Consider the following 16,095-nt stretch of genomic DNA (forward strand, 5'->3'; position numbering starts at 1 on the left):
CCGACGAAATGACGGCAAATCGGCAAAAAACACACAAAACGTCAGGTAGCATGGATAAGTTCGATAAAGCAATCATTAATGCGCTTAAAAAAAACGCCCGTCGAAGCATTTCAGATGTGGCAGCCGAAGTGTCGCTGTCCCGCAGTGCCGTCTCAGACAGGATCAAGAAGCTCGAGCAAAACGGTGTGATCCGTGGTTACCAATTGCTGCTCAGTGAATCCCAAAAAGAAGCCGTCAGTGCCTACTTTGAAATTCAACACAAATGCCCCCGCTGCAGCGATGTAGTACATGTGTTTCATGCAATTCCCGAAGTCGTCACCTGTCACGGGATCTCCGGCGACATGGACCTGCTGGTATTCGTCAAGACTCCCTCGATGCGGCGATTGCACGAGATCCGTGAATATATAGACACTCATACTGAGATAGTGAAGATTAAAACCCATGTGGTGATGAGCGAGTGGATTAATAACCAGTGAATTAAAACCAAGAAAAGCCACCCGCGTGCTCATTAGGTGGCGAGTCCCGTGGAGGATCGGGAAATGCGTCAAAGGCGCAATAACAAAGTGGCTTCCTGCCCAATCACTTCCTTGTCAGCAACGTAATAACGTTGCTTCAGGATGCGGCGGTGCTTGTTCTTGACTGCAAAGCCGCCGCATTCCTTAACCTCTTATCAGTGGCAGTCTTTACAACCCGCTGCCGGGTCTTTTTCTTCGTGAGCTGTGTGACAGTCAGTACAGCTGAGCACGCCATCATGTTTCTTGTGTGCCTCACCTTCGAGCGAATTCATATCACCGTGACAGGAAGCACATTGCTCGTTTTCAAAGGCATAATCGGCAGAAGGCGAACCATCTTTATGGCAGGCTTCGCAGCCGGACATTTCCGTGTGAGAATCAGCTATTGGGGCTGCCAGCAGTGAACCGGAGAAACCCAGAGCCATCATCAAAAGCATTTTTTTCAACATCACATTTTCCTTTTTATGGGGGTTAAGCAATCGTCATTTGTCCTGTGTACAGGATGAAGTGGCGCAGCAAAATGACCCCCAACAGACTCAGGGTTGCTGTCGCTGCCACATAAGACCATTTACGCTTGGCCGTGGCGGTCATAAACAGATTCATTGCCAGTGGGATAGAGAGACCACAACCCAGGATACCGAGCCAGAACACCCAACCCCAGAAACCTTCCCCGATGGCATTGAAGGCCGCAACTTTGCTTTGGCCACCGGTGAGCACCAGCCCGACAAAGAAAGTGAAGATCACCGCAATTTCCACCAGGATAAGAGGGATCTCTATCTTGTGAATAAAGTGCACTTCTTTGCCGTCGGGGTTGCCCTTTAGCAGCACACCACCAAGTAGAGACGCCGCCGCACCGGAAGATAGACCGGAGATCAGGAACAGCAACGGCAGTACCGGATTCTTCAGCATGGGGTAACCGGGCAGAGCCGACAGCAGGAAGCCGGTATAAGCCCCCAACGCCAGAGACAAGATCACCAATAAACCTGTTAAGCTGGGTTCATGTTTGGCCAAAAATCCGGTCACTTTGAGCACCACGGGGAAGCGTTGCTCACACCAGTCATCTATCGGTTGACGGAACACCATGGCAATCCAGGCGAACATAAACACCATATAGACCATGAGGATCATCACCCCGATGGACATCACCGAAGTGGGGTTATAGAACACCAAAATCTTCCAGAAATGGAACGGCTTGGTCAGGTCGATGACCAAGATCCCCAAACCTGCCATCACAGTGAGTGGGGCGACCAAACAAGCAGCCTGGACAAAGCCAGAGCGCCAGGCATCCTGTTGCAGGCAACGGTGTTTCAGCAATACGGCAAAGAACATGGCGCCCGCCGAAACCCCGGCGAAGAACAGATAAAACGCAATGGGCCAGTGCCAAACCAAAGTATCAAAATGAAAAGGACTCATAGCTTAATCTCCCCCTGTTTGGCCACTATCTTGAACAGCTTGGGCCGGGTGCCGAGATCAACCTTGGATCTCTGGGTTGGGTTGGCCCGAATCATCTGCACCACTTCTGAACTCGGATCTTTCAGGTTACCGAATACCAAAGCCTTGGTTGGGCAGGCTTCTACACAGGCCGGCTGTTTGCCCTGCTTGAGTTGAGTCTCACGGCAGAAATCACATTTGTCGGCCGCTTTGGTAACTGGGTTAATAAAGCGCACCTGATAGGGGCAAGCCGCAATACAGTATTGGCAACCGACACACTTCCAGGCATCCACAGTCACAATGCCGGTTTTCTTGTCCTTGAACGCCGCACCAGTTGGACAAACGTTGACACAAGGCGCGTCTTCACAGTGCTGACAAGACTTACGGCTAAAATGGTAAAACTGGTTCGGGTATTCACCATATGGGCCAGTGCGAATAATCTCCAACCGCGAGACCCCTTCAGGTACCTGGTTCACTTCCCGGCAGGCATCACTACAGGCGTTACAGCCAATACACTTGGTTTCATCATGGAGCAGGGCATAGTTGATGCCAGAGTCATGATCGGCGCTGGCAACCGCCTCATTGCCACTCAATGGATAGAGAGAGGCACCGGCCATCAGGGCACAGCCCCCTTTTAAAAAACGTCTTCTGGAATTTTCCATTACTCTTACCCCTTAGTTGACCGTATGACAGTCACGGCACAGCTTGCTGTGCTGTGTGCCAGTTGCTTGCTTCATTGGATCGTCCAACGGGTGCAGCTTGTGACAGGCGGCGCAACTCAACTTGTCGGCGTGAACATTGTGGGTCCACTCTTTCTCAGCCAATTTCTGTGGCTGGTGACACTTGAGACAAGTGGCATTCTGGGTTGCTGGGGCAATCCCTTCCTGAGGAGTAAAAACTCTTAAATCATTGGGTTTTCTTGGATGTTTTCCTTTTTCCCCATGACAGGTACTACAACTCATATTGAGCTGATCCTGACCATGGTGCCCCTGCATTAAGCCATTGCGTTTGTGACACTTCACACAGGGATCACTGTTGATTTTCAACGCGGTCTCGGCATAGGCAATGCCGCTTACCCCCAACAAACAGGTCATAGAGGCCGCGCCTAATATTGCACGCCATCGAATACTGGACATCTCGGGTCCTCACTTTCAATTGGATATACAGGGACTAAAGGGTAGCGGTCTAAACCGCCACCCGTTATTGCAGCCTAAGCCGTCAACATCTGCTCAAGGTGCTGTGCATCCAGAGGATTAGAGCGTTTCATATCGATGAGGCGAACGTTGAGCTTTTCGAGTAGGCTCTTTGAGTTGGCGCTTTCAGCATCACTGAAATCTGAAATTACCATTTTTATTTCTGAAGAATTCTGATCTATCAATACATAGTCCAGGCGCGAGTGACTCGCGGTCGCATGTGGGTCAATATCAACCACTGACTCCAACGCCACATTGCTACAAACTTCGTATCGACCATTGGTTAAAGACTTCAGAGATTTAAAAAAATCTAAACTCTGCTTGTCAAAGAACCTATTTTTGAGCTTTATCTCTTCGGCATTCTTTTCATCTGACTTAAAGAACTTGATACATGTCATCACAAACACCACCAGCACGAATGGCACTGCAATAAAAAGCACGAAGTAGATAAAGGCATAACTTAGAATAACTGAAGTATCCATATAACCCTCCAAACATCATTTTTAGTTTTAATACGCTTATTGCGCAGTTGAATTATTACTATCTACAGCAATATTAATTTTGATCGTCATCAAATAACCGTTGAGGAAAAGATTGAAAGATCGAAACATAAGACACTGACTACATTGCTATTTTCTAGAAAACGTTCTGCTAAAAATAAGAAATAGCATTTAGATAAAGCGATATTTGGAAATGTATTATTTCACTATGTGAAATACACACAGTTAATGAGAATCTCTCTCACAAACCTCTTTAAATTAGTCAAAAAAACAGCATTTAGTGATCTAGAATACAGAATCGAAAATAGCTTCGAATAAAATTATTCTTTCTGAAAAAACAGGTTAATATAGATGCTGAAGGTACCACTAAAGGAGTATTGCAGATGAACCATATTGACTTTGAAAAGCTGGATATTTTGAGCCTTTCCATCCTTGTTAGCTTATATGAAAACAAATCTGCAACACACGTTTCAAAGCTTTTAAATGTACCAGCCCCAAAAATAAGCCGTTGTTTAAAAACTGCCAGATCTATTTTTGGTAACGAACTATTTCTAAGAAAAAAGTATGGCCTTATTCCCAATGAATTTGCGGCTAAGGTTTACCCTATTGCCAAAGAAATAGTGAACAGTGCCAAGGGCTTCAATCAGCTTGGCAATCCAGCTATGGCGGGCAATAAAAACTTTGAACTTGTCACGCCGGGTCTTATCTCTTACGCCTATCCCAAGGCCTTGATGCAGGCCATTAAACAACAGAACAAACAGCTGCATATCAATTTGAATTCCTGGAGCTGTAACTCATTGCAAGGGCTCATAGATGGCAACATCAGTGCAGGACTTTGCAGTTGTCACTACCCACAAGAACTGCAATCTATAGGCAGCAAATTACAGATTGAAGCCCTGAGAAAACTAGATAGCCTCTACCTTATCTGCAACAAGAATCATCCGCTGCTCTCCCGCGAGCTAACGTTGGAAACCATCGCCGAGTATCCTTACATCAACACAGATTTGAGCATAGGCCCCAACACTCTAAGCCCATTTGAAGATTACTGCCGGATCAACAATCTGGATTTGAATGTCGAAATGACTATCACCGGCATCTCCTCCCTGAGTGCCTATCTGGAAGCCTCACAGGCGGTGGCTTTGGTGCCCTACAAGGCGGTATTCGATCTGTTGGGCGAAGAACCTCTGCTACACCTTTGCAAGCTGTCGGAAATGGAAACCACTCGCCTGTTCAATGTCACTGAGCCGCTGACACTGACACTGCTTAGTCCCAGCGGCCAACAAGACCCGGATCTGGAATGGATACGTTCACAGTTGCGTTTGGTGAGCGGGACCTTACTGTAGGCTTGTGATAACAATCTAAATAGGATCTCAGCCCGCTCTTTACGACTTGAAGTATACAGACAGATTTGCCCAAGAGTTCATACAATAGCGCTGCCAAAAGCGGTACACTAATGCGCATTCGATACTGGGTAAGCCGTCTATGCAAATCAATTCTCACGCCGAACTCAATCTCCTTTGGGGTTCCCTCATACTTGAAGAACTGGCACGCCTTGGGGCTCAGCATGTGTGCATGGCACCGGGCTCGCGCTCAACGCCTCTGACACTGGCAGCCGCCCGCCAGGACAAACTGAAACAACATCTGCACTTTGATGAGCGAGGACTGGGTTTTATGGCACTCGGACTCGCCAAAGCCAGTCGAGCTCCGGTGGCCATTATCACCACCTCGGGAACAGCCGTGGCCAATTTGTATCCGGCCATAGTCGAGGCCTGGTTAACTCAAGTCCCCTTGGTCGTGCTTTCCGGCGACAGACCGCCGGAGCTGATAGCTTGCGGCGCCAACCAAGCCATACTCCAACCGGCGATTTTCGGCCAATATGCCAAGCAGTTAAACCTGCCGACACCGGATCTGGCCATAGCTCCCCAAGCGCTGCTGACTCAGATTGATGAAGCCGTGGCCAACCAAAGCATGCCGGTCCACATCAATTGCATGTATCGTGAGCCACTGTACCCAAGCAGCCTGGATGCCCCCAGAAGTCAAGCCATAGAGCATTACCTGCAACCTCTGACGAACTGGCAACAGGCAAGCACACCCTATAACCAATATGCAGCTGTAGGCATGGGACAAGTCCCCAGTTGGGATACCATGGCGCGTTTTGTTCACGGCAAGGGTGTTATCATCGCCGGCACCCTGGATAGTGTCGATAATCCACAAAAGTTGGTCGAACTGGCCAGCAAACTCGGTTGGCCGCTGCTGACAGATGCCCAGTCTCAGCTGCGCCAACATCCTGCCGCGATAGGCAATGTCGACCAACTGCTGCTCAACCCCAAGGGCCGAGCCCTGCTGCAACAAGCCGACCGGGCACTGGTGTTTGGTGGACGCCTGCTGTCGAAACGCTTAATAAGTTATCTTGAACAGCAGAACTGGCACCAATATTGGCAAGTATTGCCGCAGCAGATGCGCCTGGATCCCAGCCATAAACCCAAGCAGCTCTGGCTGGCAGAGCTGCAGCAGATAGCCGCGCTTGAGTGGCCACGCTCGTCCTCCGCCAATTGGGCGCTGGAGCTCACCGCCCAGAATGAGGCGCTCAATGAGCTCTTTGTACGCCAAATAGATAACGGCGAGTTCGGTGAGGCCCAGGTGATCAGGGCCATAGCGGCAACCCGCACCGGCGAACAACAGCTGTTTATCGGTAATAGCTTGCCGGTGCGGCTTTATGATATGTTCGCGCCCATCAGTTGCTGCGCCGCCATCACCTACACCAACCGCGGTGCTTCGGGGATAGATGGCCTGCTGGCAAGTGCCTGCGGCGTCGCCAACCACAAGGGTCAGGCCACCACCTTGGTGCTCGGCGATCTATCGGCGCTGCACGACCTCAACTCTCTGGCGCTGGCACGCCAGGCTCAGGGGCCGTTGGTGATAGTGATACTCAACAATGATGGCGGCAATATCTTCAATATCCTGCCGGTGCCGGACGAGCAAGTAAGGGCTCACTATTACCGATTAAGCCACGGACTGGAGTTTGGTTATGGTGCGGCCATGTTTGGCCTGCCCTACAATAGGGTGGAAGACTTCCAAGGCTTTATGGATGCCTACAGTGAAGCACTCAACTATAACGGCGCCTCGGTCATCGAGGTTTGCGTCAGCCAAACCCAGGCCAGCGACCAGATAGCCAGCATAGGCCAATGGGTAAAACAAAGCTGATGTTAGCCACAACGACTCAGGGTTCAGCAACCCAGCCGCCTTTGGTGCTGCTGCACGGTTTTCTCGGCAGCAGCTATGATTGGCGCGAGTTGCTGCCGCTCCTGAGTCAGGACTACTACTGTATTGCGGTCGATCTCCCGGGACATGGCCGCAGCGGTGATATCCAAATCGACAGCCCAGGCTTCAGTGACTGTGTTGCCTTGCTGCGTCATACACTGCTCAAGGCCGGCATCGCGCGCTTTCACTTGTTGGGATACTCGCTTGGTGGCCGTATCGCACTGCATCTGGCTCAAACCTGGCCCGAGGCGTTGCTGAGCCTGCATCTTGAGTCCTGTCACCCGGGCCTGTTATCCCATGATGAACGTCAGCAGAGGGCGATGGCCGATAAGCTGTGGGCCGAACGTTTTAACACTATGCCGATTGAACAAGTGCTGGCCCTCTGGTATCAGCAAGCGGTATTTGCCGACCTATCAAGCGCCGAGCGAGAAGGTTTAATTGAGAAACGCCGCCATCAGCAGCCGCTTGGCCTAATCAGCTGTTACCAGGCCACTTCACTGGCACTGCAACAGGATCTGCGCCAGGTGCCGGCCAAGCTTGCTTGCCCAAGCCACTACTACCTCGGGGAGCAGGATGGCAAGTTTGGCGCTCTCGCCAAGGCCTGGCAGCCACAAGCCGGATTCAAGCTGCATACCATTGCCGATGCGGGCCATAATAGCCATCAGGCCCAACCCGGCGCTTTTGCCACGGCGCTCAAAGGCGCCCTGAACGCGATTTCAAGGGGTGAATGATGCATCCAGACTCACTGTCACTGGCCCGCTATAGGCTGCCGCTGGAAACCTCACTACCTGTGGGTAAGCAAAGAATCGAGCAGAGATCCGGGCTGGTTATCAAGGCCAGTTGCGGCAACGAAGAACATTTTGTGGAAGTCGCCCCCTTGAGCGGCCTGGATGCCAACGGCGAGCCACTGCTGGGTTTTAGCCGTGAATCGCTGGCGGAGGTGACAGAAGCAGCCTTGGCACTGATGCAAGCACTGGCCGCCAAAGAGCTTAAGTTGAGTCAGGCGGCCGATGCCTGTCAGTATCCCTCACTCGCCTGGGGGCTAAGTCTGCTCGATGCCAAACTCAAGGGACAACTGCCACAGCGCTGGCCGGCCGTTGAAACCATCCCGCTCATCTACCACAGAGAAGAAGAGCCACTGGCGCTACTGCAACAAAGGCTGGCGGCGCTTCCCGATACGGTTCTCAGAGCCAAGATAAAAGTCGCCCAGACCAGCATGGTCCAAGAGCTCAGACTGATCCATGCTGTATTGGCCGCCAAACCTCATCTCAAACTCAGGCTGGATGCCAATCAGGGCTTTGAGTATCAACAAGCTGTGGATTTTTGCGCTTGTCTGCCCAAAACCAGCATTGAATATATTGAGGAACCCTGCCGCCGCGCCGACGATAATCCGGCCCTATTCAAGGCCACAGGGATCCGCTATGCCCTGGATGAAAGTCTGCTGCAAAGTGAGTTTGTACCTGACTGCAATGACTTCGCGAGCGGCCTGACCGCGCTGGTGCTTAAACCTATGTTGCTCGGCAGCTTAACCAGACTGCAAACCCTGATCGAACAGGCCGAAGCGGCCGGTGTGCGCGCCCTGTTGAGCTCCAGCCTGGAATCTTCTCTGGGAATTGCCGATCTGGAGGCGGTCAGTGCCCTCTTGACCCCCAATGAAGCCCCCGGACTGGATACTCTGGCGCCTTTCGGACGCGATATTATTGTCGGTCAAGGCCACAAACCCTGTCTGGACTTTGCCGAGCTGGAACTCTTGGGTCAGTGGCCCTGTCTGTAACCGCCAAGCTCTGACAGCCTCTGCAACCTCCAATTTCAGTAACAGGAGAGCACATGACCTACTCGCCCCTTCACCTCAGTGGCCAACAAACGCCGGATGCCATCGCCTTGGTAGAGGGCGGTATCTGCCATAGCTATCAGGCAGTAAGCCGGCAGGTGTTGGCGCTCGGCACCGAGCTGCGAGCCTTGGGGTTGCAGCGCGGGGATAAACTGGCCTGTGTGGCCACCAACTGCCGCGAGCTGATATTGCTGTATTGGGCTTGTCTGGATCTGGGGCTGCTCTTTTGCCCGCTGTCACCCAAGTTTCCGGATAGTCAGCTCCAGGAGCTGCTTGAGCGTTTTCATATTCGCTTTATCTGGTGTCCGGATAACACCAGAAATAAGCTTTGGCAAACGCGGGATATCACCCGAGTGCTGGCGGATTTTGCTATTCTCGAATCGAATGGTATCCCAGCCGAGATAGCCACGGTCTCGGCCGATACGCCGCTCAATATCATTCTTACCTCGGGCTCCAGTGGCAGCCCCAAGGCCGCAGTCCACTGCCTTAACAACCATATCGCCAACGCCAATGGCAGTCGGCAGTTGATCCATTTGGCAAATGGTGATGCCTGGTTACTCTCGCTACCGCTGTTCCATATTGGAGGTCTGGCCATTCTCAATCGCTGCGCCCTGGCCGCCGCGGCCGTGGTGCTGCCGGATAATGAGCTGACTATGGCAGCGCAGTTAAAGCGCGATGCCATCACTCATCTCTCATTGGTGGCCACCCAGTTGCAACGCCTATTGGACGACAACCCCGAAAGCCTTATGGGGGTAAAGTGCCTGCTACTTGGCGGCGGTGCCATAGGCCAAGGCCTGCTGGACCGGCTATCCCCCTTGAAAGTGAAATCCTTTACCAGTTACGGCATGACAGAGATGGGCTCGCAGATCACCACGGGATTCGCCCGCAGTGATGGCAGCAGTGGCCGCCTGTTACCCGGGCGCGAACTCAAAATAGAACAAGGAGTTATCTGGGTCAGGGGCGAGACCCTGTTTATGGGTTATCTGCAGCCGGATGGCAGCATAGTTAAAGAGACCCAAGACGGTTGGTTCTGCACCAAGGACAAAGGCTTCTGGAGCCAGGATGGGCTACTGCATATTCAGGGGCGGGTCGACAATATGTTTATCTGCGGCGGCGAGAATATTCAACCGGAAGAGGTGGAAGCGGCGCTGAAACGGCACCCGGCCATCCTGGATGCCATTGTCTTTGGTGAAGATAACCCTGAGTTTGGTTTACTACCGGCCGCCATTTTGCGTTATCGAGGCTCACAGGCGCCGAGCGAAGCCGAGTTGACCGCCTTCCTGGCAGACAAGCTGGCCCGTTTTAAACGCCCGAGGCACTATTATCCCTGGCCGCAACAGGTTGCCGAGGGGTTCAAAGTACAGCGCAAACAGGTTATTGCCGCTATCTGTTCAGCCATGAAGTCTTAAAAGTTCATTCTGTAAAAAGCGTTTACAAAAGTCAGCTTCACTCAATGGATGCGAAAAGTAAAATCCCTGTCCCAGATTGCAACCGAGATTTTGCAATAACTTAAGCTGGGCAGCCGTTTCAATACCTTCAATAACTAGCTGCATATCCAATGAATCCGAGAGCGCTATCACACTGGATATCGCCGCCTTACATCTGGGCTCTGTATCCAAACCTTCCACAAAGCAGGCATCCAGTTTCATCTGTGAAAAAGGCAGATCACACAGGCGAGCTAAAGATGAATGTGCGGCACCGAAATCATCAATCGCCAATTCACAACCCAACATACGTAAACGGATCAAATTCTCCATGTTGAGGGCCGGTGCCAATATAAGTCCAGACTCTGTTATCTCTATGGTAACCAACTTAGGCGGAAGCTTATAATCCCGAATCAATTTGGAAATTTGATATACAAGTTCAGTGGAGTTTAATTGGGAAATGTCAAGGTTGTAGGCAAGCGATAAGCGATAGTTCTGTTCCAACAATCGCTTTTGCAATTTGATCCCCTGATGGAATAATTGAAGAAACATCTCGTCCAGCAGGCCATAACGAATGAGAGGTTCAATAAACAGATTAGGATGCAGTAACCCAAACACGGGATGCTGCCATCGCGCCAACACTTCCGCTCCTTCTATTTGTAAATCAGTAACGCTGAACTTGGGTTGATAGAAACCAACAAATTGATGTTGCGTGACCGCATCCTTAAAATCCTTGAAGTTTAACGAAAACCAATCCGGATGTAACTCCGGCTCAGTTGGTATCTTCGGCGGCTCATTGAGCTCACGATAACACTTGATCATGGCATTCAAGTTTTCAATTGTGGGCGACTTAGCCAAATCACCCAGATACTGAAATCCCAATAGCTTAACCATCTGAGACACCGCCCGACGCAGATCTTTGTCAACATCACTATAAAGCGCTACCCCACGGATTTTGAATCTGGCTCTTGCCTGGCGCAAGAAAGACAAACCATCGGTTCCAGCCAACATCAAGTCGCAAATTACGATATCGACCTCCCTATGCTGTTGTAACCAGGAAAAAGCGGCTGTCGCGCAGCCAAAGCTGAAGACTTCCACACAAGTTAGCGACTTGAGGTTGTGCTCCAGCACAGTGCGTTGAAAAGGATGATCCTCAAGCACCAACACCTTGCATTTCTTCATTGTTTAAGCCAAAAAAATGATATGGATATAAATGGCGGTCAGCATCATTTATCTGCAAAAATAGCTGACATTTGCTTTATTAAAATTAACCAAATCCTTATATGGCTATACTTACGCCAACACACCGAAAATGGTCTATATCACACTATTCCTAATTTACTTTGAAGCGATATATATTCAACCATATTATAGTAATTGTAAAACCCAAGAGAAAAGGCTGAAAGTTCAGTAGGAAATATCCTACTTACATGTAAAAATTATTCTGTAACAATTGGTTTAGAATGATAAGAGGGGTAGATATTTATAATATGAAGAACATTATTGTTGTTGATGACCATCCTGTGGTGATTATGGCCATAAAAATCATACTCGAGCAAAATGGCTTTCATGTCATAGCCACAACAGATAATGGAGTTGACGCGCTGAAGCTCATTCGAGAGCATCAACCAGATGCCGTTATTCTGGATATAGGCATACCACAACTAGATGGTCTAGAGGTGATTAACAGGTTAAATAATGTGGACTTTCCACCTAAAATCCTGGTGTTGACGGCACAGCCATCCGAGTACTTTGTTACCCGCTGTATACAAGCAGGCGCCTCTGGTTTTGTCTCAAAACAAGAGGATCTAACTGAGGTTTTAGGGGCTTTGAGGGCGGTGTTATCTGGATATTCCTACTTTCCCAACAATGCTTACATTCATTATAAGCAGAACAAACAACTGCCGGAGTCAGATAAGTTGGCACAATTATCAGGCCGAGAAATGATGGTACTTCAACAACTGTCACACGGCCTTTCCAATAAAGAGATTGCCGATCGCATGTTACTCAGTAATAAAACCATAAGTACATATAAGACTCGTTTACTGGAAAAGCTTAACGCTCGTACCCTGGTCGATCTTATCGAAATATCCAAGAGAAATCATATTATATGAAGAAAGCACCACTTCTATTGGCGCTATACTTAATATTGCTTTTTGTCACTTTTACTTCAAAGCAAGCAAAAGGGGCTCAATTGCATACTCCAACACTCTCAGGCCATGCCAGTATGAGTGAAATAGAGATAGATTTAGCCGATGAGCAGTGGCAGTGGTTACAAACACAGCAAAGTATCCGGGTAGGAGTTACGACACCTGACAATCCACCTTTCGATATGACAATGGATGGCAACAGTGACTATTACGAGGGCTTGAGTGCCGATTACTTGCAGCTTCTTTCCGACCTCCTAAAAGTCAGAATAGAGCTACGTTTATTTAATAACAAAGAGGACGCTATCTTAGCTATCAAGGACGGCGAATTGGATCTGCTCACCGGGGCCTCTGATTACGAAGCATCCCAAGGATTACTACTAAGCCGGGCTTATGTCGATAACCAAGCCGCATTATACACTTCAGAAAAAGTGCCTTCAGAACAAGCTCCGACTCATATTGCCATGGCTTATGATTACCTGCCAGATGCCGACTTAACCACACTTCTTCCTAAAATCCAAATCACCCCCTATCCCTCCAAAATAAAAACGGTAGCCGCAGCTGTATTTGGTGAAGCTGATGCCGTTATCATGGATCTGTTTTCAGCCAACTATATAGTTAACAACTATTTTGCCAAGAAGTTACGGATTAAGAAATTATTGCCCGTTGATACTCAAGGCATAAGCTTTGCTTTAAGCAATGATAAACAGCAACTTAAAGAGATAATAGATGATGCATTAAATCAAATCCCGCAAAGTGAGCATTGGGCCATCAAAAAACGTTGGAGTGGAGGCGGCCTGAATCTATCCAAAAAAAAACTCGGTCTGGATCTGACTGATACAGAATTAGCTTGGTTAAAGCGACATCAGCCTATAAGAATTGCAGCCAATAAGTTTAATGCACCTATGACCTATTTCGATCAAGAAGGCAGATTACATGGTTTCGCAGCTGATATTTTGGAGATTATAAAGCTTTATAGCGGGATTGACACTATCATTATCCAGACGCAAAACTTCCATGAAATTGCCAAGAGCCTACAAGATAACAGTGCTGATCTAGCATTGTTATCACCTTCAGATAAACGTAAAAAGGAACTGATTTTCACTAAAGAGTTAGCTTATGCTCCATTTGTATGGATCTCCCTTAAAAACTCTCACATCAATCAGCAAAAAAATAACTTAAAAATAGCCTTACCAACGGCACATATCTCTACGGAAATGTTACCTGAAGTATTACCTCAGATTAAAGTTCTAGAAGTAAGCAACTATATGGAAGCCCTTGAGGCCACGCTAAAAGGTAAGGTAGATGCCACTATAGCCCCGCTTGGGGTCGCAGATTATTACGTCAATCACTATTATGACCACAAACTTGAAATACAGGGTATTTTTGATAGTTTACCGCCGGCGACTGCAGCCTTTGCCACGAGCAAAGGTAACCCTGAATTAATCAGCATTCTCAATAAGGTTCTGGCCATTATTCCCGCAGATGAGTTGCAATCTATAGGAAATAGATGGCGCGGCAATGCCGTCCCCGGACAAGAGACCTGGCGTGACTATAAGTATACTATCTATTCCATCACTATTGCCGCTATATTGTTGATTACTGCATCTTTAATCTGGGCCTGGTTCACTCGTAGCCACTATCTCAAACGGTTAAAGGTAAAAAAGGAACTGCAAAAACAACTTATATTTATGCAAGAGGTTATTGACAGCATCCCCCACCCTATTTATGTACGCAATACAGAGCGTAAGCTAATTCTCTGCAATCAAAGTTATTTACAATTTTTCCACGTATCAGAACAGGAATTGATAAACAGAACAGTGTTGAAAAACGGTGACAGAATCAAAGATGTTCACACCATAGATCAAAAATATATTCAAGCCATAGATGAGAACAGAGCATGCTACGAAGATAGGCGTATATATATTGATGAAAAACCTATTGATGTGTATCACTGGTTCCGCCCTTATAAAAATGAACAAAATCAGATCCAGGGGATTGTCGGTGGATGGATAGATGTCAGCGACCGAATTGAATTAATGCAACAGTTGAGCCTAGCCAAGGAACAGGCCGAAAAGGCCAGCGTGGCCAAGACTCAATTTTTGGCGACTATGAGCCATGAAATACGCACCCCCATGAATGCGATTATAGGCTTGCTGGAGCTATCGATAAAACGCTCCCAGGAAAACTTGTATGATTTTAAGCCTATTCGTGTTGCTTATGACTCAGCCAAAGGGTTACTGGAACTGATTGGCGATATACTCGACATTGTTAGAATTGAGGCAGGGCAATTAAGCTTAAACCCTGTACAGACAGAACTAAGGCAAACGCTGGATTCGGTAATACGTATCTTCGAAGGTATTGCAACCCAAAAGGGCTTGCAATTATCGTTGGAAGTTGACCCTCAACTACCAACGTATGCGCTGCTAGACCCCCTAAGAATCAAACAGATACTGTCCAATCTAATAGGTAATTCCATAAAATTTACCGAGCAGGGCAATATAGTCCTCACAGCACTTAAAGCGAAAAACGCCGCAGGTCAGAATGAACTGGTCTTCCAAGTTGCCGATACAGGTATAGGCATGCCAATTGAAGAGCAACAGGACTTATTTAATCCTTTCGTTCAAGCCCAAAATGGTGCCCACAACAAAGGGGGAACCGGTCTGGGTTTACCTATATGCCGTTCCCTGTGTGAGATGATGGGCGGTTCTATTACTTTGGTTAGTGAACCAGGGCAAGGAACATGTATCAATATCCGAATACCTTTACAAATCGCCAATACCGATACTGCTGAAGAAAATCAAACCTCTTCTGTACCAGATGCCCTCCCAGCAACCCAAGCACAACATGTATTAATAGTCGATGACCATCCAGCCAACAGACTGCTGTTGTCACAGCAACTTAAATATATGGGGCACAGCATTGATGAAGCAAACGATGGTCAGGAAGCGCTCCAACTCTTCAACCAACACCCTTATCGAATCGTCATTACCGATTGTAATATGCCGGAGATGGATGGTTATGAGCTTAGCCGCAAGCTGAGACAACTTGAGAAAAGCCGTAATCTATCGCCAGCTGTTATCTTAGGTTACACAGCCAATGCCCAGCTGGAAGTCAAAAAAATCTGCATCGCCGCAGGCATGAATGATTGCCTGTTTAAGCCTATCAGTTTATCTGAGCTTAAAAGCACCTTGGATAGCTTCCATCAAGTACTTGAACAAGATGTTCCAAAGCCCAGCTTCCTACCTAGTACATTGGATAAATTAACCGGTGGCAATTTAATGCTAACAGAGCAGTTACTACATGAATTATTGAATGCCAATGAAGCTGACCTAATAAGTTTGAAATCAGCATTGAAAGATGGGGATGAAGATAAGACCAAGAGTATAGCCCACAAAATTAAAGGTGCGGCGAAGATTATTTCAGCTACTTCCATAGTCAAACATTGCGAGCAGTTAGAACAGGCAGAAACCCTAGAAGAAGCAAGTGTGTATCTGGTTACACTCAGTAATTCATTGGAGCATCTTGCTGAAGATATAAAAGCATACCTAATTTCAGAGAAAAACGAAACGATAGATTTTACAATCTAAATTTAGCTTAAATTTTCTATAAAATAAAACACCCAAGTTATTTCAACAACAAACACAAACTTGGCTACAAAGTAAACTATAAATATTTTTGCTGTGACCTTCTCGGCATCAACAGATTTTACCGCTTGATATTTATGGTACGCATGGCTATTATAAAAGTTTAATATTTATCAAAAGATTAATAGATTGCGACAATTGAACAACTA

The 16,095-nt window shown here is 48.0% G+C and carries 14 protein-coding genes; 8 read left to right on the plus strand and 6 right to left on the minus strand.

Annotated elements, in window-relative coordinates:
* The first annotated feature begins 50 nt into the window (after positions 1 to 50).
* Positions 51 to 476 (plus strand): Lrp/AsnC family transcriptional regulator, encoded by a 426-nt coding sequence (locus SIL79_RS06175; protein WP_028780007.1) that lies wholly within the window; start codon positions 51 to 53, stop codon positions 474 to 476.
* A gap of 194 nt (positions 477 to 670) precedes the next feature.
* Here SIL79_RS06175 and SIL79_RS06180 read toward each other — a convergent pair whose 3' ends face one another.
* The 5 genes from SIL79_RS06180 to SIL79_RS06200 all read right to left on the minus strand — a co-directional run bounded on the left by SIL79_RS06180 (position 671) and on the right by SIL79_RS06200 (position 3,618).
* On the minus strand, positions 671 to 961 hold the full coding sequence (locus SIL79_RS06180) for a cytochrome c3 family protein (RefSeq protein ID WP_039035726.1): 291 nt from the start codon (positions 959 to 961) through the stop codon (positions 671 to 673).
* Positions 962 to 983: 22 nt separating this feature from the next.
* Positions 984 to 1,925 (minus strand): cytochrome c nitrite reductase subunit NrfD, encoded by a 942-nt coding sequence (gene nrfD, locus SIL79_RS06185; protein ID WP_071475523.1) that lies wholly within the window; start codon positions 1,923 to 1,925, stop codon positions 984 to 986.
* Complete coding sequence (locus SIL79_RS06190) at positions 1,922 to 2,605, minus strand: 4Fe-4S dicluster domain-containing protein (protein ID WP_025010745.1); 684 nt, start codon at positions 2,603 to 2,605, stop codon at positions 1,922 to 1,924. Before SIL79_RS06190 ends, nrfD begins: the two co-directional genes overlap by 4 nt.
* Positions 2,606 to 2,617: 12 nt before the next feature.
* Complete coding sequence (locus SIL79_RS06195; protein ID WP_039035724.1) at positions 2,618 to 3,079, minus strand: cytochrome c3 family protein; 462 nt, start codon at positions 3,077 to 3,079, stop codon at positions 2,618 to 2,620.
* A gap of 74 nt (positions 3,080 to 3,153) precedes the next feature.
* Positions 3,154 to 3,618 (minus strand): hypothetical protein, encoded by a 465-nt coding sequence (locus tag SIL79_RS06200; RefSeq protein WP_039035723.1) that lies wholly within the window; start codon positions 3,616 to 3,618, stop codon positions 3,154 to 3,156.
* A gap of 638 nt (positions 3,619 to 4,256) precedes the next feature.
* Here SIL79_RS06200 and SIL79_RS06205 point away from each other — a divergent pair.
* From SIL79_RS06205 to menE, 5 genes are all read left to right on the plus strand, one after another.
* Positions 4,257 to 4,979: a LysR family transcriptional regulator substrate-binding protein gene (locus tag SIL79_RS06205; protein WP_160289587.1), complete on the plus strand. Its 723-nt coding sequence runs from the start codon at positions 4,257 to 4,259 to the stop codon at positions 4,977 to 4,979.
* A 139-nt stretch (positions 4,980 to 5,118) separates the two neighbouring features.
* Complete coding sequence (gene menD / locus SIL79_RS06210) at positions 5,119 to 6,840, plus strand: 2-succinyl-5-enolpyruvyl-6-hydroxy-3-cyclohexene-1-carboxylic-acid synthase (RefSeq protein WP_071475522.1); 1,722 nt, start codon at positions 5,119 to 5,121, stop codon at positions 6,838 to 6,840.
* The gene (gene menH, locus SIL79_RS06215) at positions 6,822 to 7,628 is read left to right on the plus strand and encodes a 2-succinyl-6-hydroxy-2,4-cyclohexadiene-1-carboxylate synthase (RefSeq protein WP_233962987.1); all 807 of its coding nucleotides are present in this window, start codon (positions 6,822 to 6,824) and stop codon (positions 7,626 to 7,628) included. The genes menD and menH overlap by 19 nt, the downstream gene beginning before the upstream one ends.
* Entirely contained in the window at positions 7,628 to 8,671 is a 1,044-nt protein-coding gene (gene menC, locus SIL79_RS06220; RefSeq protein ID WP_071475521.1) for an o-succinylbenzoate synthase, read from the plus strand. Before menH ends, menC begins: the two co-directional genes overlap by 1 nt.
* Before the next feature lie 53 nt (positions 8,672 to 8,724).
* Entirely contained in the window at positions 8,725 to 10,137 is a 1,413-nt protein-coding gene (gene menE, locus SIL79_RS06225; RefSeq protein ID WP_071475520.1) for an o-succinylbenzoate--CoA ligase, read from the plus strand.
* On the opposite strand, the gene SIL79_RS06230 is transcribed toward menE, so the two are convergent.
* Complete coding sequence (locus SIL79_RS06230; protein ID WP_039035718.1) at positions 10,120 to 11,334, minus strand: EAL domain-containing response regulator; 1,215 nt, start codon at positions 11,332 to 11,334, stop codon at positions 10,120 to 10,122. The two genes, menE and SIL79_RS06230, sit on opposite strands and share 18 nt — an antisense overlap.
* A gap of 308 nt (positions 11,335 to 11,642) precedes the next feature.
* Between SIL79_RS06230 and SIL79_RS06235 the strand changes: the two genes are divergently transcribed.
* Both SIL79_RS06235 and SIL79_RS06240 read left to right on the plus strand, forming a co-directional pair.
* Positions 11,643 to 12,266: a response regulator transcription factor gene (locus SIL79_RS06235; protein ID WP_234500733.1), complete on the plus strand. Its 624-nt coding sequence runs from the start codon at positions 11,643 to 11,645 to the stop codon at positions 12,264 to 12,266.
* On the plus strand, positions 12,263 to 15,889 hold the full coding sequence (locus SIL79_RS06240) for an ATP-binding protein (protein WP_162206846.1): 3,627 nt from the start codon (positions 12,263 to 12,265) through the stop codon (positions 15,887 to 15,889). Before SIL79_RS06235 ends, SIL79_RS06240 begins: the two co-directional genes overlap by 4 nt.
* Positions 15,890 to 16,095: the final 206 nt, after the last annotated feature.

This window comes from Shewanella indica (assembly GCF_033842865.1).
GTDB lineage: Bacteria > Pseudomonadota > Gammaproteobacteria > Enterobacterales > Shewanellaceae > Shewanella > Shewanella indica.

Excerpts from the sequence above, each read along its gene's own strand:
- SIL79_RS06175 (WP_028780007.1), top strand. The coding sequence starts at position 51 with ATGGATAAGTTCGATAAAGCAATCATTAATGCGCTTAAAAAAAACGCC.
- SIL79_RS06180 (WP_039035726.1), bottom strand. The coding sequence starts at position 961 with ATGTTGAAAAAAATGCTTTTGATGATGGCTCTGGGTTTCTCCGGTTCA.
- nrfD (WP_071475523.1), bottom strand. The coding sequence starts at position 1,925 with ATGAGTCCTTTTCATTTTGATACTTTGGTTTGGCACTGGCCCATTGCG.
- SIL79_RS06190 (WP_025010745.1), bottom strand. The coding sequence starts at position 2,605 with ATGGAAAATTCCAGAAGACGTTTTTTAAAAGGGGGCTGTGCCCTGATG.
- SIL79_RS06195 (WP_039035724.1), bottom strand. The coding sequence starts at position 3,079 with ATGTCCAGTATTCGATGGCGTGCAATATTAGGCGCGGCCTCTATGACC.
- SIL79_RS06200 (WP_039035723.1), bottom strand. The coding sequence starts at position 3,618 with ATGGATACTTCAGTTATTCTAAGTTATGCCTTTATCTACTTCGTGCTT.
- menD (WP_071475522.1), top strand. The coding sequence starts at position 5,119 with ATGCAAATCAATTCTCACGCCGAACTCAATCTCCTTTGGGGTTCCCTC.
- menH (WP_233962987.1), top strand. The coding sequence starts at position 6,822 with ATGGGTAAAACAAAGCTGATGTTAGCCACAACGACTCAGGGTTCAGCA.
- menC (WP_071475521.1), top strand. The coding sequence starts at position 7,628 with ATGCATCCAGACTCACTGTCACTGGCCCGCTATAGGCTGCCGCTGGAA.
- menE (WP_071475520.1), top strand. The coding sequence starts at position 8,725 with ATGACCTACTCGCCCCTTCACCTCAGTGGCCAACAAACGCCGGATGCC.
- SIL79_RS06230 (WP_039035718.1), bottom strand. The coding sequence starts at position 11,334 with ATGAAGAAATGCAAGGTGTTGGTGCTTGAGGATCATCCTTTTCAACGC.
- SIL79_RS06235 (WP_234500733.1), top strand. The coding sequence starts at position 11,643 with ATGAAGAACATTATTGTTGTTGATGACCATCCTGTGGTGATTATGGCC.
- SIL79_RS06240 (WP_162206846.1), top strand. The coding sequence starts at position 12,263 with ATGAAGAAAGCACCACTTCTATTGGCGCTATACTTAATATTGCTTTTT.